Annotated in this window: 22 protein-coding genes; 4 read left to right on the plus strand and 18 right to left on the minus strand. The window is 71.0% G+C overall.

Annotated features, from left to right (window positions below; all coding sequences use genetic code 11):
* Window positions 1-9 precede the first annotated feature (9 nt).
* Complete coding sequence (locus tag OG598_RS22005; RefSeq protein ID WP_328650875.1) at window positions 10-342, minus strand: hypothetical protein; 333 nt, start codon at window positions 340-342, stop codon at window positions 10-12.
* On the minus strand, window positions 339-761 hold the full coding sequence (locus tag OG598_RS22010) for a YbaB/EbfC family nucleoid-associated protein (protein WP_328650876.1): 423 nt from the start codon (window positions 759-761) through the stop codon (window positions 339-341). The genes OG598_RS22005 and OG598_RS22010 overlap by 4 nt, the downstream gene beginning before the upstream one ends.
* Before the next feature lie 78 nt (window positions 762-839).
* Here OG598_RS22010 and OG598_RS22015 point away from each other — a divergent pair, with 78 nt between their 5' ends.
* A complete protein-coding gene (locus OG598_RS22015) occupies window positions 840-2,081 on the plus strand; it encodes an SUKH-3 domain-containing protein (RefSeq protein WP_328650877.1) in 1,242 nt (413 codons plus the stop codon).
* A gap of 18 nt (window positions 2,082-2,099) precedes the next feature.
* Here the strand turns inward: OG598_RS22015 and OG598_RS22020 are convergent, their stop codons facing one another.
* Window positions 2,100-3,539: an aldehyde dehydrogenase family protein gene (locus OG598_RS22020; protein WP_328650878.1), complete on the minus strand. Its 1,440-nt coding sequence runs from the start codon at window positions 3,537-3,539 to the stop codon at window positions 2,100-2,102.
* 142 nt (window positions 3,540-3,681) lie between these two features.
* Between OG598_RS22020 and OG598_RS22025 the strand changes: the two genes are divergently transcribed.
* Together OG598_RS22025 and gabT are read left to right on the plus strand one after the other, a co-directional pair.
* A complete protein-coding gene (locus tag OG598_RS22025; protein ID WP_328650879.1) occupies window positions 3,682-5,118 on the plus strand; it encodes a gamma-aminobutyraldehyde dehydrogenase in 1,437 nt (478 codons plus the stop codon).
* A gap of 3 nt (window positions 5,119-5,121) precedes the next feature.
* Entirely contained in the window at window positions 5,122-6,393 is a 1,272-nt protein-coding gene (gabT, locus tag OG598_RS22030; RefSeq protein ID WP_328650880.1) for a 4-aminobutyrate--2-oxoglutarate transaminase, read from the plus strand.
* 56 nt (window positions 6,394-6,449) lie between these two features.
* On the opposite strand, the gene OG598_RS22035 is transcribed toward gabT, so the two are convergent.
* From OG598_RS22035 to OG598_RS22100, 14 genes are all read right to left on the minus strand, one after another.
* Window positions 6,450-7,124, minus strand: a complete 675-nt coding sequence (locus tag OG598_RS22035) for a hypothetical protein (protein WP_328650881.1) — start codon at window positions 7,122-7,124, stop codon at window positions 6,450-6,452.
* Window positions 7,125-7,181: 57 nt separating this feature from the next.
* Entirely contained in the window at window positions 7,182-7,859 is a 678-nt protein-coding gene (locus OG598_RS22040) for a M15 family metallopeptidase (protein ID WP_328650882.1), read from the minus strand.
* Window positions 7,856-8,980, minus strand: a complete 1,125-nt coding sequence (locus OG598_RS22045) for a D-alanine--D-alanine ligase family protein (RefSeq protein ID WP_328650883.1) — start codon at window positions 8,978-8,980, stop codon at window positions 7,856-7,858. The genes OG598_RS22040 and OG598_RS22045 overlap by 4 nt, the downstream gene beginning before the upstream one ends.
* On the minus strand, window positions 8,977-9,987 hold the full coding sequence (locus OG598_RS22050; RefSeq protein WP_328650884.1) for a threonine ammonia-lyase: 1,011 nt from the start codon (window positions 9,985-9,987) through the stop codon (window positions 8,977-8,979). The genes OG598_RS22045 and OG598_RS22050 overlap by 4 nt, the downstream gene beginning before the upstream one ends.
* 73 nt (window positions 9,988-10,060) lie before the next feature.
* Window positions 10,061-11,125 (minus strand): sensor histidine kinase, encoded by a 1,065-nt coding sequence (locus tag OG598_RS22055; protein ID WP_328650885.1) that lies wholly within the window; start codon window positions 11,123-11,125, stop codon window positions 10,061-10,063.
* Complete coding sequence (locus OG598_RS22060; protein ID WP_091394074.1) at window positions 11,122-11,787, minus strand: response regulator transcription factor; 666 nt, start codon at window positions 11,785-11,787, stop codon at window positions 11,122-11,124. The genes OG598_RS22055 and OG598_RS22060 overlap by 4 nt, the downstream gene beginning before the upstream one ends.
* Before the next feature lie 362 nt (window positions 11,788-12,149).
* A complete protein-coding gene (locus OG598_RS22065) occupies window positions 12,150-12,995 on the minus strand; it encodes a DUF559 domain-containing protein (protein WP_328650886.1) in 846 nt (281 codons plus the stop codon).
* A 279-nt stretch (window positions 12,996-13,274) separates the two neighbouring features.
* Window positions 13,275-14,030, minus strand: coding sequence for a G5 domain-containing protein (locus OG598_RS22070; protein ID WP_328655400.1), 756 nt, complete (start codon window positions 14,028-14,030; stop codon window positions 13,275-13,277).
* A gap of 271 nt (window positions 14,031-14,301) precedes the next feature.
* A complete protein-coding gene (locus OG598_RS22075; RefSeq protein WP_328650887.1) occupies window positions 14,302-15,483 on the minus strand; it encodes a saccharopine dehydrogenase family protein in 1,182 nt (393 codons plus the stop codon).
* The gene (locus tag OG598_RS22080; protein ID WP_328650888.1) at window positions 15,483-16,949 is read right to left on the minus strand and encodes an NAD(P)/FAD-dependent oxidoreductase; all 1,467 of its coding nucleotides are present in this window, start codon (window positions 16,947-16,949) and stop codon (window positions 15,483-15,485) included. Before OG598_RS22080 ends, OG598_RS22075 begins: the two co-directional genes overlap by 1 nt.
* A gap of 37 nt (window positions 16,950-16,986) precedes the next feature.
* A complete protein-coding gene (locus tag OG598_RS22085) occupies window positions 16,987-17,823 on the minus strand; it encodes an ABC transporter permease (RefSeq protein ID WP_186718014.1) in 837 nt (278 codons plus the stop codon).
* Window positions 17,824-17,878: 55 nt separating this feature from the next.
* Window positions 17,879-18,787 carry an ABC transporter permease gene (locus OG598_RS22090; RefSeq protein ID WP_328650889.1) on the minus strand — a complete coding sequence of 303 codons (909 nt, stop codon included), beginning with the start codon at window positions 18,785-18,787 and terminating at the stop codon, window positions 17,879-17,881.
* On the minus strand, window positions 18,784-19,935 hold the full coding sequence (locus OG598_RS22095; RefSeq protein ID WP_328655401.1) for an ABC transporter ATP-binding protein: 1,152 nt from the start codon (window positions 19,933-19,935) through the stop codon (window positions 18,784-18,786). Before OG598_RS22095 ends, OG598_RS22090 begins: the two co-directional genes overlap by 4 nt.
* A gap of 5 nt (window positions 19,936-19,940) precedes the next feature.
* On the minus strand, window positions 19,941-21,125 hold the full coding sequence (locus OG598_RS22100; protein ID WP_328650890.1) for a polyamine ABC transporter substrate-binding protein: 1,185 nt from the start codon (window positions 21,123-21,125) through the stop codon (window positions 19,941-19,943).
* 214 nt (window positions 21,126-21,339) lie between these two features.
* Between OG598_RS22100 and OG598_RS22105 the strand changes: the two genes are divergently transcribed.
* Window positions 21,340-21,852: an Lrp/AsnC family transcriptional regulator gene (locus OG598_RS22105; RefSeq protein ID WP_091394101.1), complete on the plus strand. Its 513-nt coding sequence runs from the start codon at window positions 21,340-21,342 to the stop codon at window positions 21,850-21,852.
* A gap of 84 nt (window positions 21,853-21,936) precedes the next feature.
* Here OG598_RS22105 and OG598_RS22110 read toward each other — a convergent pair whose 3' ends face one another.
* Window positions 21,937-22,056 carry a DUF397 domain-containing protein gene (locus OG598_RS22110; protein ID WP_328650891.1) on the minus strand — a complete coding sequence of 40 codons (120 nt, stop codon included), beginning with the start codon at window positions 22,054-22,056 and terminating at the stop codon, window positions 21,937-21,939.
* Between the last annotated feature and the right edge of the window lie 610 nt (window positions 22,057-22,666).

A 22,666-nucleotide genomic window follows, 5' to 3' on the forward strand; every position in this document is an offset into this window, starting at 1 on the left:
CGTCGGCCGTCAGCGCCGGTCGGCGGCCCGACCGACCCGGGCGGCGTTGGCCCCGTCGGTCTGCACGCTCGCGTCGACCGCCTCGACCACGTCGCTGCCCAGCTCGGTGAGCCGGTGCCCGACGCCGGCCCAGGCCCGCAGCACTGTCTGCTCGAACCCGCGGTAGTTGCGCTCGAAGGCGGCGCCGATGTCGTCGCGACCCCAGGGTCGGGCACCGCTGGTGGCCTCGATCGCGCCCCCCTCCGCCGCACGACGGGCCGTCACCGCCTCGCCGGCGAGCGCCAGGTCGGCGCCACCCCGGCGGGCCCGGGACGGATCAAGCCAGAGCTGCCCGTCGGTCATGGCTTCGCCTCATTGTTGCCGAGTACGGCGTCGGCCCGACCGAGCAAAGTGGCGTAGTCGCCGGTCTTGAGGAAGTCCGTCGCACCGGAGCCGGCCGGCATGCTCTCGGCGACGAGGTCGCGGGTGACGTCGGCGGCGGCGGTCGCGGCGGCCCGGATCGTTTCGGTGACCTTTCGGCCGAGCCCGTCAGCGTCGCGGTCCCGGTAGATGGCCGGCGTCAGCTCGACCTCGATCAACTGGCCCTGCGCGCCCACTGTCGCCGTCACCTGCCCGTCGGCCGATCGGCGGGTCACCCGCAGCGCGGCGAGTCGCGTCTGGAGCGTGTCCAAACCGGATCTGAGCTGCTGGTACTGCCCATAGACGTCGTCGAATCGGGCCCGTAGCTCGCGATTGACGCCCCGGTCCGCCTGCTCGTCCATCGCCGCCCTCCCGTCACCGTCGGTAGAGCGAAACAATACCGGCCGCCATCGATCCGTGTAGTCCGGTAGTTTCAATGCGTGATCGACCGTCAACAGGCCGAGCAGCTCGCGGCCACCTGGGCCCGCCGTGACTCGCAGCGTCTCGGCCACGAGTGCACCGCGATGGTCGACGAGTTCGACCTGGGGTGGGTCATCACGTCCGTCGTGCCCACCGAGGTGCGCACGGTGCCGGGTGACCTGCCGACGACAGTCATCGACAAGCAGACCGGCACTGTCACCACCTGGCCCCGGGTGCCGAGCACCGTGGTGGCGGAGCTGTACCGGCGTAGCCAGCCCGTCGGGCCGACGGCTCCCCGCACTCTCGACCCGTCGAGCCTGCTGCTCCGGGAAATCCACCGGGGTGCCACCCCGAACACCGCCGCGCACCTGACCATCGACGGACGGATCTGGACGGCCCAGGGCACGAAGGCCGACGTGCCACTCAACCATCACCCGCTGGTCCGCGACTATCTCGACCAGTTGCCCCCCGGTGAGTTGGTTCGTGGCGCGGAGGCGCACGCCGAGCTGATCGTGGTCTCCGACGTCCTGCACGAGTACGACCACCGCCGCGCCGCCGAGGGCATCGCGCCGATGGGGCGGGCCGAGGCGGCGGCGCTGCTGGAGGGCGCCCGCTTCGAGATCTTCCGGGTCCGTGAGCCGGGCGATCCCGCTGGTGGGCCCGCCGAACGGCCCTGCGACTCGTGCATCTCCTTCCTGGTACGGGCGAACGTCCTACCGGAGTCGGCTCGCGCCTACACCGAAACCTGGAACGCGCCGGAGGCACCCGACCCCGATCCTGGGCGGTTCCCGCCGGAGGTCGCGAACGCGCTGGTCGCGGCCGGTTGGCGGCCACACATCGGGGATCAGATCATGGCCGCCGCCGCCGTACGGGACGTCACGGCGGTGCCGGGGCGCAACCATCGGCACGAGGTCTTTCCCGCCGCCGTGGAGGCGCTCACCGCGTTCCCCAGCCTGGTCGGTGCGCGGCGCGGCAGGGGCGAGCAGGTGTGGATCTCCCGTTTCGACATCCGCCCGCACACCATCGCGCACACCGCCGACACCCTCGCGGACTTCGGCGCGGTGCTCGGCGTACGCCTCTTTCCGATCGGCACCGAGCAGCAGGACAGCATCCTGGCGGTGGACGAGCGCGGCCGGGTCTTCGCGCTCGACCAGGCCGGCGAGTGGTTCCTCGGCGACACCGTCGACGCCGCGCTGACCACCCTGCTGCTCGGCCGCGCCCCCGCCCGGGTCCGCGACGACGGCACCTGGCAGGGCGACTAGCCCGCCGGTGTTGCCGGCCTAGAGTGCGAGGCCGGTCAGCACCATGACCCGGGGCTCGGTGTAGTCGTCCATTGCGCTGCGCAGCCCTTCCCGGCCGACGCCGCTGCCCTTCACGCCGCCGTAGGGCATCTGGTCGGCACGGTACGACGGCACGTCACCGATGATCACCCCGCCCACCTCCAGAGCGCGGGCGGCGGCGAAGGCCACGTCCAGGCGTCGCGTGAAGACGCCGGCCTGCAAGCCGTACGCCGAGTCGTTGACCGCCGTGAACGCGGCCTGGTCGTCGGCAACCGGGGTGACCACCAGCACCGGCCCGAACACCTCCTCGGCCACGACCTTGGCGTTCGCCGGCACGCCGGTGAGCACGGTCGGGGGGTAGGTCGCGCCGTCGCGGAGGCCGCCCACCTCGACGGTGCCGCCGGCGGCGACGGCCTCGGCCACCCACGTCTCGACCCGGCGGGCCGCGCCCTCGGACACCATCGGCCCGACGTCGGTCAGCTCGGACGCGGGGTCTCCGGTCCGCAGCCCTCGCACCGCCGCCACCAGCCGGGGCAGGAAGTCGGCGTGCAGGGCGTGGTGCACGTACACCCGCTGGACGGCGATGCACGACTGGCCGGCCTGGTAGTTGGCGAACGTCGCCATGCGCTGCGCGGCGAAGTCCAGGTCCTCGTCGGCGGTCCAGTCCGCACAGAGCACCGCGGCGGCGTTGCCGCCCAACTCCAGCGTCACGTGCTTTCCCGGCGCGGCGCGGCGGATGGCCGCGCCGACCGGCCCGGAGCCGGTGAACGACACCACAGGTAGCCGGGGGTCGGTGACCAGTTCGGCGGCGCGGTCGTTGGGCAGCGGCAGCACCGAGAACATCCCGGCCGGGAGGTCGGTCTCGGCCAGCAACTCGCCGAGCAGCAGCGCGGTCAGGGGCGTCGCGGGCGCGGGCTTGACGATGATCGGCGCGCCGACGGCGATGGCCGGCGCCACCTTGTGGGCGACGAGGTTGAGCGGGAAGTTGAACGGCGTGATGCCCAGCACCGGCCCGCGCGGCACCCTGCGGACCAGGGCGATCCGCCCGCCGGCGGCCGGGTCGGTGTCGAGTCGTTGCAACTCGCCGGAGAAGCGGCGGGCCTCCTCGGCGGCCCAGCGGAAGGTCGACACCGCACGCCCGACCTCGGCGCGGGCCCACTTGAGCGGCTTGCCGTTCTCCGCGGTGATCAGGGCGGCGATCTCGCCCGCGCGCTCGGCGATCCGCCGGGACACGTGGTCGAGGGCCGCCGCGCGGGCGTGCGCGGGCAGGGCCGCGGCCTGCGCGGCCACCCCGGCCGCCGCGGCGACGGCGGCATCGACCTGGTCGGGCGTGGCGACTGTCGTACGCCCCACCGGGCGGCCGTCGTACGGGTGGTGGACTGTCAACTCACCCTCGCCGGTGGCGGGGCGGGAGGCGACGAAGAAGGCTGCGGGCTCCACGCCGAGCAGAGTAGCCGAGCGACCAGCCGACGGAAACAGTCGCGATAACCCTTGTCTGCCGCGAATTCAGTAGCGAAGATGGCAGAGAGATTGCGATAACCGCCGCAGAACCGCGCCCCCGGCCCCCTCGGAGTGATCCCTCATGAGTGACCAGCAGCAGCTGCGCAACTTCGTCAACGGCTCCTACGTCGACCCGTCCGATGGCGGCTACGCCGACCTGGTCGACCCCTGCACGGGTGAGGTGTTCGCCCAGGCCCCGGTCTCCGGCGCCGCCGACGTGGACGCGGCGATGAGCGCCGCCGCCACCGCGTTCGAGAGCTGGCGGGAGGTCACCCCGGCCGAGCGGCAGCGCGCGCTGCTCAAGCTCGCCGACGCCGTGGAGGCGCGCGCCGCCGAGCTGGTCGACGCCGAGGTCCGCAACACCGGTAAGCCCCGCCAGCTCACCGCCGAGGAGGAGCTTCCCCCGGCGGTGGACCAGTTCCGGTTCTTCGCCGGCGCCGCCCGAATGTTGGAGGGGCGGTCCGCCGGGGAGTACCTGGCCGGGCACACCTCCTACGTGCGGCGTGAGCCGATCGGCGTCTGCGCGCAGGTCACCCCCTGGAACTACCCGCTGATGATGGCGGTCTGGAAGATCGCGCCCGCGCTCGCCGCCGGCAACACCGTGGTGCTCAAGCCGTCGGACACCACACCGGTGTCGACGCTGCTGCTCGCCGAGATCGCCGCCGAGTTCTTCCCACCGGGGGTGTTCAACGTGGTCTGCGGCGACCGGGACACCGGTCGTACCCTCGTGTCGCACCCGACCCCGCAGCTGGTGTCGATCACCGGCTCGACCCGCGCGGGCATGGAGGTAGCCGCTGCGGCGGCCCCGGACCTGAAGCGCACCCACCTGGAGTTGGGCGGCAAGGCCCCGGTGGTGATCTTCGACGACGCGGACGTGGCGGCGGCCGCCGAGGCCATCGCGCTGGGCGGCTACTTCAACGCCGGGCAGGACTGCACCGCGGCCACCCGGGTGCTGGCCGGCCCCGGCGTCCACGACGACTTCGTGGCGGCGCTCGCCGAGCAGGCCCGCAACACGAAGACCGGCGCCCCGGACGACGCCGACGTGCTCTACGGTCCCCTGAACAACGCCAACCAGCTCACCCGGGTCAGCGGTTTCGTGGACCGCCTCCCGGACCACGCGGCGATCCAGACCGGCGGGTCCCGCCACGGCGAACGCGGCTACTTCTACGCGCCGACAGTGGTCTCCGGGCTGCGTCAGGCCGACGAGATCATCCAGGACGAGGTGTTCGGGCCGGTCATCACCGTGCAGCGCTTCTCCGACGAGGACGAGGCGGTGCACTGGGCCAACGGCGTCGACTACGGCCTGTCCGCGTCGGTCTGGACGCGGGACCACGGCCGGGCCATGCGGATGACCCGTCGACTGGACTTCGGCTGCGTCTGGGTCAACACGCACATCCCGTTCGTCTCCGAGATGCCGCACGGTGGCTTCAAGCACTCCGGGCACGGCAAGGACCTCTCGGTCTACAGCCTGGAGGACTACACCCGGATCAAGCACGTCATGCACAACCTGGGGAGCTGAGCCGTGCCGTCGAGCGAGGAGCTGCACAAGCGGCGTGGCGATGCCGTGGCCCGGGGGGTCGGCAGTGTGATCCCGTCCTACGTGGACCGGGCGTCCGGCGGGACGATCACCGACGTGGACGGCCGGGAGTGGATCGACTTCGCCGCCGGCATCGCCGTGACCAGCGTGGGCAACTCCGCTCCGAGGGTTGTCGAGGCGGTCCGGGCGCAGGTGGAGCGGTTCACCCACACCTGCTTCATGGTCGCGCCGTACGAGTCGTACGTGGCGGTGTGCGAGCAGCTCAACGCGGTGACGCCCGGCGGGTACGCGAAACGCTCGGCGTTGTTCAACTCCGGCGCGGAGGCGGTGGAGAACGCCGTCAAGGTCGCCCGGCACGCCACCGGGCGGCCGGCGGTCGTGGTGTTCGACCACGCGTACCACGGCCGGACCAACCTGACCATGGCGTTGACCGCGAAGAACATGCCGTACAAGCACCGGTTCGGGCCGTTCGCCGGGGAGATCTACCGGGTGCCGATGTCGTACCCGCTGCGCGATGGCGGGCTCTCCGGCGCGGAGGCGGCGGCTCGGTCGATCGAGATGATCGAGAAGCAGGTCGGCGCCGAGAACGTCGCCGCGCTGCTCATCGAGCCGATCCAGGGCGAGGGCGGCTTCGTCGTACCCGCGCCGGGTTTCCTGCCCGCGCTGCGGGCCTGGGCGACGGCGGCCGGGGTGGTCTTCGTCGCCGACGAGATCCAGACCGGTTTCTGCCGTACCGGTGACTGGTTCGCCTGTCAGCACGAGGGCGTCGAACCCGACCTGGTGACACTCGCCAAGGGCATCGCCGGTGGCCTGCCGCTGGCGGCGGTGACCGGTCGGGCCGAGCTGATGGACGCGGTGCACGTCGGTGGGCTCGGCGGCACGTACGGCGGCAACCCGATCGCCTGCGCCGCCGCGCTGGCCACCATCGAGACCATGCACGAGCTGGACCTGGCCGGCGCTGCCCGACGGATCGAGTCGGTGCTGGAACCCCGGCTACGGGCCATCGCCGAGCGGGATCCCCGGGTCGCCGAGGTACGCGGCCGGGGCGCGATGCTCGCCGTGGAGCTGGTGCTGCCGGGCACCCTCACCCCCGACCCGGTCGCCACGGCGGCGATCTCGGCGGCCTGTCACGCCGCCGGCCTGCTCACGCTGACCTGCGGCACGTACGGCAACGTGCTGCGCTTCCTGCCCCCGCTGGTGATCTCCGACGGGCACCTCGGTCGCGGTGCCGACCTCCTCGACGCCGCCTTTGGGTGAGCGGCGGAGCAGGCTGAGCGGCGGAGGGGCCCGGTGCACGGGCCCCTCCGCCGAGGTCAGCGGAGCACCTCGACAGTGTTGCGACGCACCAGGTTCTTGCCCGGCTCGCGGATCTGCTCCATGGCGGCGGAGTTGAGCAGAACGCAGCTCCCCGACGGGCCGGTCACCGTCACAGTGGTCGCCTTGTTGTTGTCCAGGTTGGTCACCCGCAGCCGGGTGCCCACCGGGAACTGCCCACTGGTCGCCGCCGGTCCGGCCGCCTCCTCGAAGAAGGTGATCGCCCCGGAGCACGCCGACCGGGGCGCCGGGCCGGGCGCGCCGGGAGACGCGGCGCCGGGGCGGACGGTGCCGGGAGCCGGAGCGCCGGCGGGCGGGGCCGCGCCGTCGACGCGTTCCACCACATTGCGGCGGATCACGTTCTTCCCCGGCTCGCGGACGAGCTCCATGGCCGCCGCGTTGAGCAGCACACAACTGCCCGACGGGCCCGTCACCGTCACAGTGGCCGCCCGGTTGTTGTCCAGGTTGGTCACCCGCAGCCGGGTACCCACCGGGAACCGGTCGCTGGTCGCCGCCGGCGCCCCGCCCTCGGCGGAGAAGGTGACCGAGCCGGAGCAGACCGACGACCGTGCCGGGGCCGTGTCGGCGAACCCGAAGCTGGTCCCCACCGACACGCCCACCGCGGCGAGCACCGCCACGCTCGCTGCCAGCACGTGCCTGCGCTGCACCCTCATCGCCGTCACTCCCGTCCTCGGTGGTGTCCTTCACTCACCGGTACGGACCGGAGCGTCCTACCGTTCAGCCGGCACGGGTATCGATCGTGCGACGGCCAGGTCCACCGGCCCGTACCGGGTGCGCGGGGCCCCGGTGATCAGCGCCCAGTAACGGTCGCCATACGACCAGTGCCACCACTCGGTCGGGTAGTTGACCATCCCCGCCCCGCCGAGGGCGTCCACCATGATCTGCCGGTGTCGACGGGCGGCGCCGCCGATCGCCGGCGCGTCGGTGAAGCAGGCGTCGGCGCTGTCCTCCGGGGTGGCGTCGATGGCAGTGCCCAGGTCCAGCTCCACACCGTCGTCGGTGCAGAGCGTCAGGTCCACAGCGCCGCCCGTGCTGTGCGGGGCCACCTCGACCGGTGAGACGAACTTCGTGGTCTCCCGGTGCAGCCGCTGCGGCGACCAGTCTGGGTGCCGTCGGCGCAGCTCGTCGCGGTAGCCGGTGAAGATGGCCAGTTGCGCCTGGTACGGCCGGTAACCCTCGACCACCAGCAGCCGCAGCCCACCGGGCAGGGCACGCTGCGCGGCCAGCAGGCGGTCCACGACACCGGCGCGCAACCGGGCGTACGCCCCGGCCGGGTCGGCCGCCCGGCCGTCGAGCCGCAACTCCGGCAGTTCACGCAGGTCCAGGAACTCCTCGCCGTCGTCGGCGCTGGGCACCGCCGCCACCCGGGGGTCGGAGAGCAGGATCATCGAATGCTCCCCGCCGTGCTCGCGGACCGTTCCGCGTGCCGGAGCCGGGCCAACTCGACGAGTCGGTCCACCACCTCCCGGTAACTGACGCCGACGGCGGCCCACACCTTCGGGTACATCGAGTGCGCGGTGAAGCCGGGCATCGTGTTCAGCTCGTTGACGTAGAGCTCACCGGCGTCGTAGAAGAAGTCGACCCGGGCGAGACCCCAACCGCCGATCGCGGCGAACGCACGCAGCGACAGCTCGCGGACCCGCGCTGTCACCTCGTCCGGCAGCACGGCGGGGACGATCATCGGGTCGGCGTCGCCGAAGTACTTCTGCTGGTAGTCGAACCAGCCGCCGCTGACCTGCACCTCGCCCACCGCCGACGCCTCGGGACGCCAGCCACCGAGCACCGCGCACTCCAGCTCCCGGCCGGCGACCCCCTGCTCGACCATGACGAGTTGGTCGTGGCGAAGCGCCTCCTCCACGGCGGCGGCCAGGTCGTCACCCTCGCCGACGCGGGAGATGCCGATCGACGAACCCATGCTGGCCGGCTTGACGAAGAGTGGCCGGCTCAGCCCGGTCACCAACTTCTCCGGGTCGTCGACCTCCCGGTAGGTGTGCGCGTCGAACGACACGTACGGGGTGACGGGTATGCCTTCGGCGCGCAGCGCCCGCTTCATCGCCACCTTGTTCATGCCGACCGCCGAGGCGAGGATGCCGCACCCGACGTACGGCACGTTCAGTGACTCCAGCAGCCCCTGCACCACACCGTCCTCGCCGTACGGGCCGTGCAGCACCGGGAAGATCACGTCCAGTTCGGCGTGCACCGCGCCGGGGGCGTTGCCGGCGGACACCTGCACGACACCCGGACGCGGACCGGCCCGCAACTCGACGGCCGGCCCGGTCACCACCAACCGGTCGTCGATGGCCCGCTCGCCGGCCGGCCGGTCGCGCAACTCGGCCAGCAGCGCGTCGGGCATCAGCCGGAACCCGCCGCTGCGGGTGACGCCGATGGCGACAGTGCGGTAGCCGCCACCGGCGAGCGCCCGGGCCACCCCGAGCGCGGAGGCACAGGAGACCTCGTGCTCCGCCGACGGTCCACCGAACAGGATTCCGATCCGAACTGGCGCGCTCACGCCGCCGCCCCTTCCTCAGCCAGGTCGGCGGATCGCGAAGCCATCAACCGGGCCACCAGCGCCTCCTCCACGTTCCCGCCGGTCAGCACCACGCCGACCGTCCGCTGCCGGTCCCGGTCCGGCGGAAGCCGGAAGGCGCCGGCCAGGCCCGCCGCCCCGGACGGCTCGGCGAGCACCTTGAGCTCCGTCAGGATCAACCGGAACGCCGCGGCGATCTCGTCGTCGTCGACCCGGACGACCCCCCGCAGCGTGTCCCGCACGATGGCGAACGGCAGCTCCCCCACGCAGGAAGGCCGCAGCCCGTCCGCGATGGTGGGCGCCGGCGCGACCGGCACGCGTACACCTGCCGCCAGGCTGCGGGCGAGCGAGTCGCAGCCCACCGGCTCCACGCCGTACACCTCGATGCCCGAGCCGGCGGCGGCCAGGCACGCGCCGGCCACCCCGCCACCACCACCCACCGGTACGACCAGCACGTCCAACGGCGTCCCCGCGCGCTCGGCGTCCTCGATCAGCTCCAGGCTCGCGGTGCCCTGCCCGGCGATCACGTCCGGATGGTCGTACGCGTCGACGACGGGGTGACCGCTCTCGTCGCTGAGCCCGTTGGCCACCGCCACCCGCTCCTCGACGCCGGTGCCGGCGAAGACCACCCGCGCTCCCGCCGCGCGCGCCCGGTCGACCTTCGTCGAGGCCGCGTCGACAGGCAGCACCACTGTCGCCGCGAGCCCGTGCTGCCGGGCCGCCAACGCCACCGCCACCGCGTGGTTGCCGGTGCTCTGCGCGATCACCCCGGTGTGGCCGGCCACCGCGAGGCGGCCGACCGCGCGCAGCGCGCCCCGCATCTTGTACGAGCCGCCGTGCTGGAGGTTCTCCGCCTTGAGCAGGACCCGCGCCCCGGCAAGCTCGTCGATCACCGGGGAACGCAGCACCGGGGTACGGACCACGCGGCCGGCAAGCCAACGGCTGGCCTCCTCGACATCGGCCCGGACCTGGCCAACGGTGCGTGTCATCGTGTCTCCTTTTCGGGCACACCACAGGCGGGGTCCAGCGGTACGTGGACCCCGGTGCAGGTGGGTGGAAGTGTCAGTTCAAGGCGGGTAGCTGGACGTCGACCCGCAGGCCGCCGTACTCGGCGGGCCGGGCCGCGATAATGCCGTCGTGGGCCTGGGTGATCGAGCGGGCGATGGCAAGGCCCAGGCCGGCCCCGCCGCCCTGCGAGGTCCGGTCCCGGGCGAGTCGGCGGAACGGCTCGAACAGACCGGCCACCGCCTCGGCCGGCACGGGCTGGCCGGTGTTGACAACTGACAGCGCGGGCACGCCGCTCACCACGACGGTCAGTGAGCCCCCCGGCCGGTTGTACTTGATCCCGTTCTCCACCAGGTTGGTGACCAGGCGTTCCAGCAACACCCGCTCGCCGACGACGACCCGGGGTTCGAGATGGGTCTCCACTGTGACCCCGGCCTCCCGGGCCCGGTCCAGGTAACCGGCCAGCACCGCCTCGACGATCGCGTCCAACCGCTGCGGTATCCGCGAACGGAGGCCCTGGTCGCTCTCGCTGAGCGCGAGCAGGCCCTCGATCAGTCGCTCGTTGCGCTCGTTGGTCTCCAGCAGCTGACTGGTCAGCAGCTCCAACTGCTCGCCGGTGAGCGCCCTGGCCATGCCGACCTCGATGAGCGTCCGCTGCACGGCGAGGGGCGTACGCAGCTCGTGCGAGGCGTTCGCGGCGAACCGCCGCTGCCCCTCGTACCCGGCGGAGACGCGTTCCATCATCTCGTCGATCGCCCGGGACAGCCGGGCCAACTCGTCGCTGCCTCGGGGCCGGATCCGGTGACCGAGGTTCTGCGGGCCGAGGTGCCCGATCGGCCCGGCCAGGTCAGCGACCGGGCGCAGGCACCACACCGCGGCGAACCAGAGCCCCACCAGGACGGCCACTGTCACGAGCAGGACGGCCACCAGGGGCAGCATGAACGCCCCCGGCCGTATGGTGCGGCACACCGTCGACAACCCGGGCATGGGCACGTCACAGAACTGCTGCCCCCAGGTCCAGGTCATCCCCGACAGCCACTTGCCCATCGCCGGCAGTATCGGGCCGGCCAGCAGCGCCAGCAGCCCCACCAGCAGCACCCGACGTCGAGGCGTCCAGCTCACGCCGTGCCGCCGATGCGGTAGCCGGCCTTCGGAACGGTGTGGATGATGGCGGGATCGCCGAGCTTCTTGCGCAGGGTCATCACCGTGACCCGTACGGCGTTGGTGAACGGGTCGGCGAACTCGTCCCAGGCCTGCTCCAGCAACTCCTCGGCGCTGACCACCTGGCCGTCCGCGCGCAGCAGCACGTGCAGCACCGCGAACTCCTTGGGGCTCAACGCGAGGGGGCGGCCGTCCCGGGTGGCCAGGTGCCGGCCCACGTCCAGGGCCAGGCCGTCCTGGGCGAGCACCGGTGGCAGCGCCGGCGTGGACCGTCGCCCGAGGGCCTGCACTCGGGCCACCAGCTCGGCGAAGGCGAACGGCTTGGTCAGGTAGTCGTCCGCGCCGAGGCCGAGGCCCTCGACCCGGTCCCGGATGCCGGCCGCCGCGGTGAGCAGCAGCACCCGGGTGCCGACCTGTGAGTCGGCGATGCTGCGGCACACCTCGTCGCCGGTGTGCCCGGGCATGTCCCGGTCCAACACCGCGACGTCGTACCGGTTCACCCCGACCCGTTCCAGCGCACCGTCACCGTCGTAGCAGACGTCGACGGCCATCGAGAGGCGGCGCAGCCCTTCGGCCACCGTGTCCGCCAACAACCGCTCGTCGTCCGCCACCAGCACCCGCACGTTTTTCCGCTCCCCCAGTTCGGCTTGCCCGCATACCGTCGCAGGCCCGGGTTAAGGGTTCTGTAAGCACCCGTCGCAGCCATCCTCCACGCGGGTGTCCAGCGGGCAAACCACCGCAAGCCAGTCCCGGTCGGCTTCGTGCCCGTGTCACGTCATCTGGGTAGTCCGTCCCCGAAGGCCCCGGCAGTTGACGTGCAGAAGTGAGCTACGTCACGAGCCCTCAGCCCCGCCCCGCCCCACCCCACCCCGCCCCGCCCCGCCCCGCCCCGCCGATCTTGCACTTTGTGTTGCCCGAATGTCCCTAAGGCGTTATCTGTCGGGACAGAAAGTGCAAGATCGACGGAGGTGGAGGGGGTATGGGGTCAGGAGAGGGCGGCTCGGATGTTGGCTTTGATGTGTTGGGGGCGGCGATAGAGGTCACGGTCGGTGAAATAGCGCATTCGCCATCCCTCCGCGTCCAGCCAGTTGACCCGTTCCCGGTCGTGCCTGAGCCGGTCACGGTCCAGGTGCGACCGTCCGTCGTACTCGATGCCGATTCGCCGTTCGCGGTAGCCCAGGTCGAGCCGGTACAGAGGGATGCCATGGCGGTCGGCCACCCATAGTTGTGGCTCCGGCGGGGGCAGCCCTCCGTCGATCAGGATCAGGCGCAACTGGCTTTCCTGTCGGCACTCTGCCCTACGGTCCGCCAGCGGTATGAGTTGCCGAGCCTGACGGACACCACGCAACGCGTTGTGTGCCGCAACCTCGGCCAGCAGGTCGTCCTGGGTGACCAAGCCCGATCGGAGCGCGGCGTCGAGCACCGGGAGCGCGTCGAGCCGCCGAACGGCGCGAGCCAGGTCGACCGCACAGCGAGCCGCCGGTACGCAGGGCAGACCTCCGACGAGGACGGGCCGAGCGGGTAGAACCGTCCGGTGGATGACCACCCCGGGCAGACGCGGCTTCGGCACCTCGGCGGGCAGCTGGATGTGGATCAGATCGTCGCGCAGTATCCCGAAGCCGTGTCGGCGAGCGGCGCTCTGCCTCGCCAACATCGCTCCATCGGGTAGCCGGAGCATCAGGGCACACAGTTCGTCATCATCGCTGCAGGGCTGGTCGGCGTAGACCCCTCTGCGCACACGCTGCAATTCCGCACGGTCGAGCCGGGTACGGATCCGTCCAACGGTGAGCTCCCGCATCAGCACGTCAGTACGCCACAAGTGAATAGCCATGACGGCAGGCTGACCAATCCAGAACCCCAGCGACGCCCCGCAATGACTACCTGTGGAAAACCGTCCCCCCTGTGGAAAACCCCAACCCCACCCCGTCCCGTGCTAGCGCCGCCACCCCGAAATCCCACCCGGCATCCCCACCCCCGCGATCTTGCACTTTCTGTTGCCGATATGCCCGTTAAGAGACGAAAAGTGAGCACAGAAAGTGCAAGATCGCGGGGGTGGGAGGGGGTGGGAGCGGGGCGGGAGGGGGTGGGAGCGGGGTGGGAGCGTAGGGGGTTAGTCGCAGGCTATGCCGTCGCCGTCTCGGTCCAGGTCGTAGATGTCGTTGCCGATCACCCTGATCGGCCCGCTGACGTAGGCGGGGCCGTTGCCACTGCCACCCGCGCAGTCGACGTCGCTGGCGATCGGGACGCAGCCGCTGTAGTTCGGGTCGCACTTCGACGACTGCGGCTTCTTGGTGCCGACGGCCACGACCTGGGTGACCGGCTGCTTCGTCACCGCGGATGTGACCAGCTTCTTGGCCGTCCGCACACCGTCGGTGGTGGTCACCTCGTAGGTCAGGGTCCGGGCGCCGTTCACGCCCTTGGTCCGGACGACCCGCTTGCCCTCGGCCAGTGACGAGTCCTTGACGGTCCGCTGGCCGTACCGGATGGTGGCCTGCTCCGTCACTGTCGTCACCTGGACCACCGGCGCGGCCGCCGGGCTGGGTGCGACCGACAAAGGCGCGGACGAGGGCACGGTGGAGGGCGGCGCGTCGATCGGCGACTCCTCCTGAGCCGGCTCGCCGGGTGCGGCCAGGATCGGCTGCTGCGGCTGCTCGGCGGCGGTGCCGGTCTTTGTCGATTCCGGTTCGCCGGTGAACGCGCCGACGATTGCGGTGCCGGCGCAGCAGAGCAGCAGGAGCGACAGCGTCACCGAGCCGAGGATCACGGCGACCCTGCTGGCGGGAGTGGCCCGGCGGAACCAGTTCGGTCGGGGCGTCTGGCCGAACGACGGCGGGTACGGCGGCCCCGGGTTCTGTGGTGGTTGCATCGTCACGGCGATGAGTGTCGTCGCAAACACAGCCTGCAATATCCCCCGTCGCGTTCGTCACCTGCGCCTTTCGCTTCGTGGGAAAGATCGGTGGGCGCGCTCGCTGGCGACGAGTCGGCAGGTGCGGCAAACCTCCAGGTCGGCAGGGCAGGGCCGATCGTGCGGGTGTCAGCACCAACAAATGCCGCAGATCACCACGCACCGGGTCGACAGAGGATCGGAGGCCCGACGGCGACGACGAAACTGTCGCGATGCCGTCAGCGGGGCCGGCTCACCGTTCCTCCATCGCCCACGGTGACCCGTAGGCGTTCAGCAGGTCGAGAAAGGGCATCGGGGGCAGCGCTTCCGGCCCGAGCACCCCGACGCCGGTCCACGCACCGCTGGCGAGCAACTCCAACGCGACGACCGGGTTGACGGCGGTCTGCCAGACCACCGCCTGGTGCCCGTACTCCCGCATCGACCACTCGTTGTCGACCACGTGGTACAGGTAGACCTCGCGGGGTTGCCCGTCCGGGCCGAGGCCGCGTACCCAGGTGCCGGCGCAGGTCTTGCCGCGCATCCGGGCACCGAGCGTGGCCGGGTCGGGCAGGCTCGCGGCCACCACGTCGCGCGGGGAGACGTCGACGCCGCGTACCCGCACCGGGGAGACAGCGTCCAGGCCGAGCTTGTGCAGCGTCTTGAGCACCTCGATGAACTCGTCGCCGAGGCCGTACTTGAAGGTGACCCGCCGGGCCTTGACCCAGCGCGGGATGAGCAGCACCTCCTCGTGCTCGACGTTGACGCACTCGACCGGCCCGATCCCCTCCGGAAAGTGGAAGACCTCCGGCTCGGAGAACGGTTCGGTGGTGAACCAGCCCCGGTCCCTCTCCCAGATGACCGGCGGGTTGAGGCACTCCTCGATGGTGGTCCAGATGGAGAACGAGGGCGCGAAGTCGTACCCGTCGACTGTGAGGTTCGCCCCGTCCCGGACACCGATCTCGTCGATCTCACTGAACAGTTCGTCGGCGGCGTAACGGGCGAACACGTCGGAGAGGCCCGGCTCGACCCCGATGCCGCACAGCGCCAGCCGACCGGCCGCCGACCAGGTGTCGGCCAGCGCGAACTGTTCGTCGCCGAGCTTCACGCCGGTCTCGACGTGCGACAGCGACATCGCCAGGTCCAGGTAGTCCGCGCCAGCAGCGAACGCGCCGTCGAAGATCGGCATGACGAACCGCGGGTCGACGGCGTTCAGCACGTGCGTGATCCGGTGCTCCCGGCACAGTGCGGTGACCTCGTCGGCCGAGGAGGCGTCCACCTGGGCGGCGACGAAACGGTCACCGTGCCCGGCGACCGCCCGCTGGGCTCGAACGGGGTCGTGGTCGGCGACAACCATGGTCTCGAAGAAGTTCCGTCGGGCGGCGATGGCTACGGCGGCGGAGCCGACGCCACCGGCGCCGACGAGGAGGACACGCATCAGGAATCAAACCCCAAACCGAAACGATCGAGAGTACGGAGCCAGAGGTCGCGCCGGCCCTCACGCGCGTCGGCGCGGGCCAGTGACCAGCGGGTGAGATTGATGCCGACCGCGCGGACGGGTTCCGGCGGGAACGGCAGTGGCTTGCGGCGAACCAGGTCGAGTCGGGTCAGCGGGGTGTTCCCGCCGTCGAGCAGGTCGAGCAGCACCCGGGCCCCGAAGCGGGTGGCCCCGACGCCGAGGCCGGTGTAGCCGGCCGCGTACGCCAGCCGACCGCCGTAGGCGGTGCCGAAGAACGGGCAGAACCGGGTGCAGGTGTCGATGACCCCGCCCCAGCGGTGGCTGAACCGCACGTCGGCGAGCTGCGGGAACGTGGTGAAGAAGTGGCGGGCGAGGGTGGTGAAGGTGGCCGGGCGTTGCTCCAGCTCGGGCGCGACCCGGTTGCCGTAGTGGTAGACGGCGTCGTAGCCGCCGAAGAGGATCCGCCCGTCGGTGGTGATCCGGTAGTAGTGGAACTGGTTGGCGGTGTCGGCGAGCCCCTGCCGGTGGCGCCAACCGATGGCGTCTCGCTGGGCCGGGGTGAGCGGTTCGGTCATCAGCACGTGGTCGTAGACCGGCACCAGGTACGCCCGCAGCCGGCGTAGCAGCGGCGGGAACGCGTTGGTGGCCAGCACGACCCGGCGCGCCCGGATCGAGCCGGGCAGGCCGGCGGCCCGGGTGCCGGCCCGGTCAGCGTCGGCCGGCTGGGCGGTGGGATCGGTGCCCAGGGTGCTGGCGTGCACAGCGGCGTCGTCGGCACGCAGTCCGGTGACCCGGGTGTGCTCGTGTACGCGTACTCCGAGGTCGAGACAGGCGCGGCGCAGACCCCAGGCCAGCTTCGCGGGGTCCACCATGGCCACCCGGTCGGCGTCGAACATCCCACCCAGGTACGTCGGTGAGTGCACCTCGGCGCGCACCTCGTCCCGGTCGAGCAGCCGCACCCGGTGGCCGTACCGGCGGGCCAGGTCCGCGTCGGCGGCCAGCCCGTCGAGTTGGTACGGCTCGACGGCGACGGCCAGCTCACCGGTGCGCTCGAAGTCGCAGTCGATGTCGAACGTCGCAACGGTGGCGGCGATGGCGTCCAGGTTGTCCCGGCCGAGGCGTTCCAGCTCGCCGACCTCGTCGGGAAACCGGTCGACGCCGTTGGCGAGGCCGTGGGTGAGCGAGGCGGCGCAGAACCCGCCGTTGCGCCCGGACGCCGCCCAACCGCAGGTCCCGGCGTCGACGAGCAGCACGTCCCGGTCCGGGTCCGCCTGCTTCGCCAACAGCGCGGCCCACAGTCCGCCGTAACCGCCGCCGATCACCAGCAGGTCCGCGGAGTGCCGGCCGCTCAGTGGCGGTAGCGGGTCGGGGCGGTCCGGGCGATCGAGCCAGTACGGCACGGGTGCCGCGTCGGCCAACGCCCGGCCGGTATGCGGGAGCGTCATGACGCCACACCGGTCGGAAGACCCGCATCCGGGAGGGTCATGACGACCGACGCAGGTGACCTGACGGCCCGGCCAGCAGGTTGGCGCGGCGGGCCCGTCGACCGCGCAGCGAACTGAGCCCGACGAGCAGCAGCGCGACAGCGAACATCGCGGTACCGATCACGTTGACCTGGGGTGGGATGCCACGCTGGGCAGCGCCCCAGACGTACATCGGGAACGTGACTGTGGTGCCGGCGTTGAAGTTCGTGATGATGAAGTCGTCGAAGCTCAGCGAGAAGGCCAGCAACGCGGCGGCCACGATGCCGGGCAGCACCAGCGGCAGGGTGATCCGCCGGAAGGTCTGCCACTCGTTGGCGTAGAGGTCCATGGCGGCCTCCTCCAGCCGCCGGTCCATCCCGGCAAGCCGCGCCTTCACTGTGACCACCACGAACGACACGCAGAACATCACGTGCGCGATCACGATGGTCCAGAAACCCTGCGGTACGCCCGCCGACACGAACAGGGCCAGCAACGACGTGCCCATCACCAGCTCCGGGGTGGCCATCGGCAGGAAGATCAGCACGTTGATCCCGGATCGGCCACGGAAGCGGTGTCGGACCAGCGCGAACGCCATCAGGGTCCCGAGCACCGTGGCGACCACAGTGGCGAGGAAGCCGATCTGCACGCTGCGGACCACCGCGTCGCACATGTCCGAGGTGGCGCACGGCTGCCGCCAGTTGTCCAGCGTGAACTCGTTGAAGTCGTACGACAGCCGGCTCGACGGCCTGTTGAACGACAACGCGGCCACCACCAGGATCGGCAGCGCCAGGTAGCCGAGCACCAGCAACGCCACGATCATCACCCAGCGGTCCGCGAGCCAACGGGAAACCCTCATCAGAGCCGCCTCTCGTTCGCGACTGCGGGGCTCCGCTGCGCTGCGCTCCTCGCGCTCACAGGACCTCCTCCGTGCCGGCTCGACGGAGGTAGCCGAAGACCACCGCGAGGATCGCCGCCATCAGCAGGAACGACAGCGCGGCGCCCTGCGGGTAGTCCAGTCGGACCAGGAACGCCGAGTCGATGACGTTGCCGATCATGTATTCGTTCGGGGTGCCGAGCAGCTCGGCGTTGATGTAGTCGCCGCTGGCCGGGATGAAGAACAGCAGCGTGCCGGCGACCAGACCGGGCATGGACAGCGGCAGCGTCACCCGACGGAACGCCTGCACCGGGCTCGCGTACAGGTCGGTGGCCGCCTCCAGCAACCGGGGGTCCAGCCGCTCCAGGCTCGCGTACAGCGGCAGCACCAGGAACGGCAGGAAGTTGTACGTCAGGCCGAGCACCACAGCGAACGGGGTGGCCAGCAGTCGACCGTCCGGGGCGAGCAGGTGCACGTCGCGCAGCAGGCCGACGAGCGCGCCGTTGTCCGAGAGGATCGTCTTCCAGGCCAGCGTGCGAACCAGGAAGCTGGTGAACATCGGCGCGACGACGCACACCAGCAGCAGGTTCTTCCAGCGGCCGGCCTTCTGCGCGATGGCGTACGCCAGTGGGTAGCCCAGCAGCAACGCCAACACCAGGGCCAACCCGGCGTAGCCGAACGAACGCAGGAACTGCGGCCAGTACGCCTGCAGCACGTCCGGGTAGTTGCCAACCGCCCAGGTCATCGCGTACCCGGTGGAGAGCGAGCCGCTGGGGTCGTACAGGCTGGCCGCCGCCAACTGCGCCAGCGGCACACCGAAGAAGACGAGCAGCCAGGCCGCACCGGGCAACAACAGGAGGTACGGCAGGAGTCGGCGTCGCCCGGACCTGGCGGCCGGTGGCGCGGGTGGCGGGTGCCCCGCCCTGGTGGGGGCCAGCAGGGTCACGACGACGCACCCACCGGCTCGTCCAGCACCGGCGACGTCCGATCGGCGTCGGCGGCGTCACGGGGCAGCAGGAACGCGTGCTGCGGATCCCAGTACGCGACGGCCTCGCTGCCGACCGCCACCGGCGTCGACGTCCCGCTGTTTGCGGCGAAGACCGACAACTCGGTGCCCCAGCCGGTGCGCAGCAGGTACTGCGTGCTGACTCCCACGTAGGAGGCGTCGGTGACGACTCCGGTGACGTGCTGATGCCCGGCGGGCACCTGGTCGGCGGAGCCGACCAGAATCAGCTTCTCGGGGCGTACCCCCAGGTGGACCGGGCCGTGGTCGGCCCGCGACCGGCCGGCGGGCACCGAGAAGCGCGTGCCGTGCGCCGTCACCGCGACGTCGCCGCCACCGGCGCCGGTGGCCTCGCCGGCGAGCAGGTTGGACTGGCCGAGGAAGTTCGCCACGAAGGCGGTGGCGGGAAACTCGTAGAGGTCGGCCGGCGCGCCCAACTGCTCGATCCGGCCGGCGTTCATCACCGCGACGGTGTCGGCCATGGTCATGGCCTCCTCCTGGTCGTGGGTGACGTGCACGAAGGTGATGCCGACCTCGGTCTGGATGCGCTTCAGCTCGATCTGCATCTGTCGGCGCAGCTTGAGGTCGAGTGCGCCCAGCGGTTCGTCGAGCAGCAGCACCTGCGGCCGGTTGATCAGGGCGCGGGCCAGCGCGACCCGCTGCTGCTGGCCGCCGGAGAGCTGGGCGGGGCGGCGGTTGCCGTACCCGTCGAGTTGCACCAGCGACAGCATCCGGGTGACCTCGTCGTCGACCGAGCGGATGCCGCGTCGGCGCAGCCCGAAGGCGACGTTCTCGAAGATGGTGAGGTGCGGGAAGAGCGCGTAGCTCTGGAAGACGGTGTTGACCGGCCGCTTGTACGGCCGCAGCCGGGCGATGTCCCGGTCACCGAGCAGCACCTGGCCGCTGGTCGGCTCCTCCAGGCCGGCGATCATCCGCAACGTGGTGGTCTTGCCGCAGCCGGACGCGCCGAGCAGGGCGAAGAACGAGCCCTGCTCGATGGTCAGGCTCAGGTCGTCGACAGCCGTGAAGACGCCGAACCGCTTGGTGAGGTTGGCCAGGCGCAGGTCGCCGGCGGGTGTCTCGCGCGCCATCCTCGTCACGCCCCGATGACCTGTTGGAACTTGCCCTCGTACTCCTTCTCCTGCTTCTCGTCCAGGGCCATGAACACCTTGGACTTCGACAGCAGCGCGTCGTCGGGGAAGATCAGCGGGTTGGCGGCCAGCTCGGGGTCGATCTTCTCCATCTCGGCCTGAGCGCCAGTGACCGGGCAGATGTAGTTGACGTAGGCGGCGAGCTTCGCCGCGACCGCCGGCTCGTAGTAGTAGTTGATCAGCGCTTCGGCGTTGCCCCTGTGAGTGGCCTTGTTGGGGACCATCATGTTGTCGCTGTAGAGCATCACGCCGGATTCCGGCGCCACGAACCGCACCTTCTCGTCCTCACCGGACAGTTGGATGACGTCACCGGACCAGCCGATGCACGCGGCGATGTCGCCCTTGGCCAGGTCGGGCGCGTAGTCGTTGCCGGTGAACTTGCGGATCTGCCCGGAGTCGACTGCCTTCTTGAGCTTGTTGAGGGCGTCGTCGAACTGGGCGGCGGTGAAGTTCGCCGGGTCGTGCCCGTTCGAGCCGAGCAGCAGACCCATGGTGTCGCGCATCTCGCTGAGCGCTGTCACCTTGCCCTTGAGGTCGGGGCGGGTGAGCAGTTCGTCGACAGTCCGCAGTTCCTTTGTGACGTTGCCGTTGTAGGCAAGGCCGGCGAGGCCGGACTGCCATGGAATGGAGATCCGGTTCTCGGCGTCGAAGGGGCGGTTGAGCAGCGACGGAAGCAGGTTGGCCTGCACGTTCGGGATCTTCGCCGGGTCCAGCTTCTGGATCCAGCCGAGCCGGATCATCCGGGCCGCCATCCAGTCGGTCAGCACGATGATGTCCCGGTCGGTGCTCTGGCAGGCGGCGAGCTGGTTCTGCACCTTGCCGAAGAACTCGTTGTTGTCGTTGATGTCCTCGGTGTAGGTCACCTGAATGCCGGTCTTCGTGATGAACTCGTCGAGGCTCGGCCGCTTGGACTCGTCTTTGTCGTCCACGTCCATGTACTGCGGCCAGTTCGCGAAGGCGAGTTTCTTCTCGGTGCCGGAGAGGTCCTCGCTGACGCAGCCAGCTTCGGTCTGTTGCGCGCCCTTGGTGCCGCAGCCCGCGAGGCTGCCACCCATGGTGAGCAGGGCGGCCGAACCGAGAGTGCCGGTGAGCAGTCCACGCCGGGAGAGGGGCCGGAGGGGAGTACGCATGACGACTCCTAGGGGGTCATCGTCGGCGGGCGGGACGGGGAGGCGCGCCGGCGGGAATGTCGGGAGGGTCAAGTGCCATGGACGACTGATCCTGACATGAGGTGACCTCCCTTACAAGGGATTCCGTTGCGGGAATAGCGATGCACGACGAAATACGCCAGACTACGCGGGGATACACGCGCGACATCACGATTCGGGACATGGGGAGCGGGCAATGACAAACCGGCAGCACGAGAACAGCAATGGCGGTCGACGCGTCGCTGTCCGTGACGGTGCCAATCACGCTCTGCTGGATGACGTGGCCAAGCAGATCATCGAGCAACTCCAGGAGGACGGCCGTCGCCCGTACGCGACGATCGGCAAGGCGGTGGGGCTGTCCGAGGCGGCGGTCCGGCAGCGGGTGCAGCGGCTGCTCGACTCCGGCGTGATGCAGATCGTGGCGGTGACCGATCCGCTCCAGCTCGGCTTCAACCGGCAGGCGATGATCGGCCTCCGTACCGACGGCGACCTGGAAGCGGTCGCCGACCGGCTGGCCGAGTTGGACGAGGTCGACTACGTGGTGATCACCGCCGGGTCGTTCGACCTGCTCACCGAGGTGGTCTGCCGCAACGACGACCACCTGCTGGAGATCCTGCAACGGCTACGCGCGGTGCCCGGGGTGCTCTCCACCGAGGCGTTCGTCTATCTCAAGCTGCGCAAGCAGACCTACACCTGGGGTACGGCCTGACGCCCGCTCTTGATCCACTCGGCTTTCCGGAAGTCGGGGTGTCCGGGCCGCCCTGATGCCCCGACTTCCGTGATCCCGAGTGGATCAGCGGCGCGTGGTGCGGACCGAGTCGGCAGCAGGGACCGCTTCGACGAACGACGTCCAGACGGTCGGCGCGAAGGTCAGCGTGCCGCCGTCGCGGTCCCTGCTGTCGCGCACCAGCACCCGGCCGGTCCCCGGCCCGCCCTCCCGCCCCCCGGCCCGCCCTCCCGGTCCCCAGCCCGCCCTCCCGGTCCCCAGCCCGCCCTCCCGGTCCCCAGCCCGCCCTCCCGGTCCCCAGCCCGCCCTCCCGGTCCCCAGCCCGCCCTCCCGGTCCCCGGCCCGCCCTCCCGGTCCCCGGCCCCGGTCCCCGGCCCCGGCCTGCGGCCCCCGGCTCCCTATCCCCCGCGTCCCGCCCCCGCGCTTGATCCACTCGACTTCACCAAAGTCGCGGTATCAACCGCGTCCGGACACCGCGATTTCAGCGAACCGGAGTGGATCGAGCCGGCGGCCGATGGAGGCGCTACCACCGGACGGGCCCTTTGGAGCTGATGTCGCAAACGATTCGGCGGTTGGCAGGCGCGACCCGGGCAGCCGAAGCCGCGTCCGACGGACGCTCGGCCTGCTCCTGCCATCCCGACCGGCGGCCGTGATGTCGCAAACGATTCAGCTCCAAAGGCAGCCACCAGCACACCTTCGACTCCTGCCGACCGCCGATCAACCGGGCCAACAGCGGTGCGGATTCCGTTGCCTCCGTGACACCTCTGCGCTAAATCCGTCGCCAACCGACCGTGAT

Source organism: Micromonospora sp. NBC_00330 (assembly GCF_036136635.1).
GTDB lineage: Bacteria > Actinomycetota > Actinomycetes > Mycobacteriales > Micromonosporaceae > Micromonospora > Micromonospora salmantinae.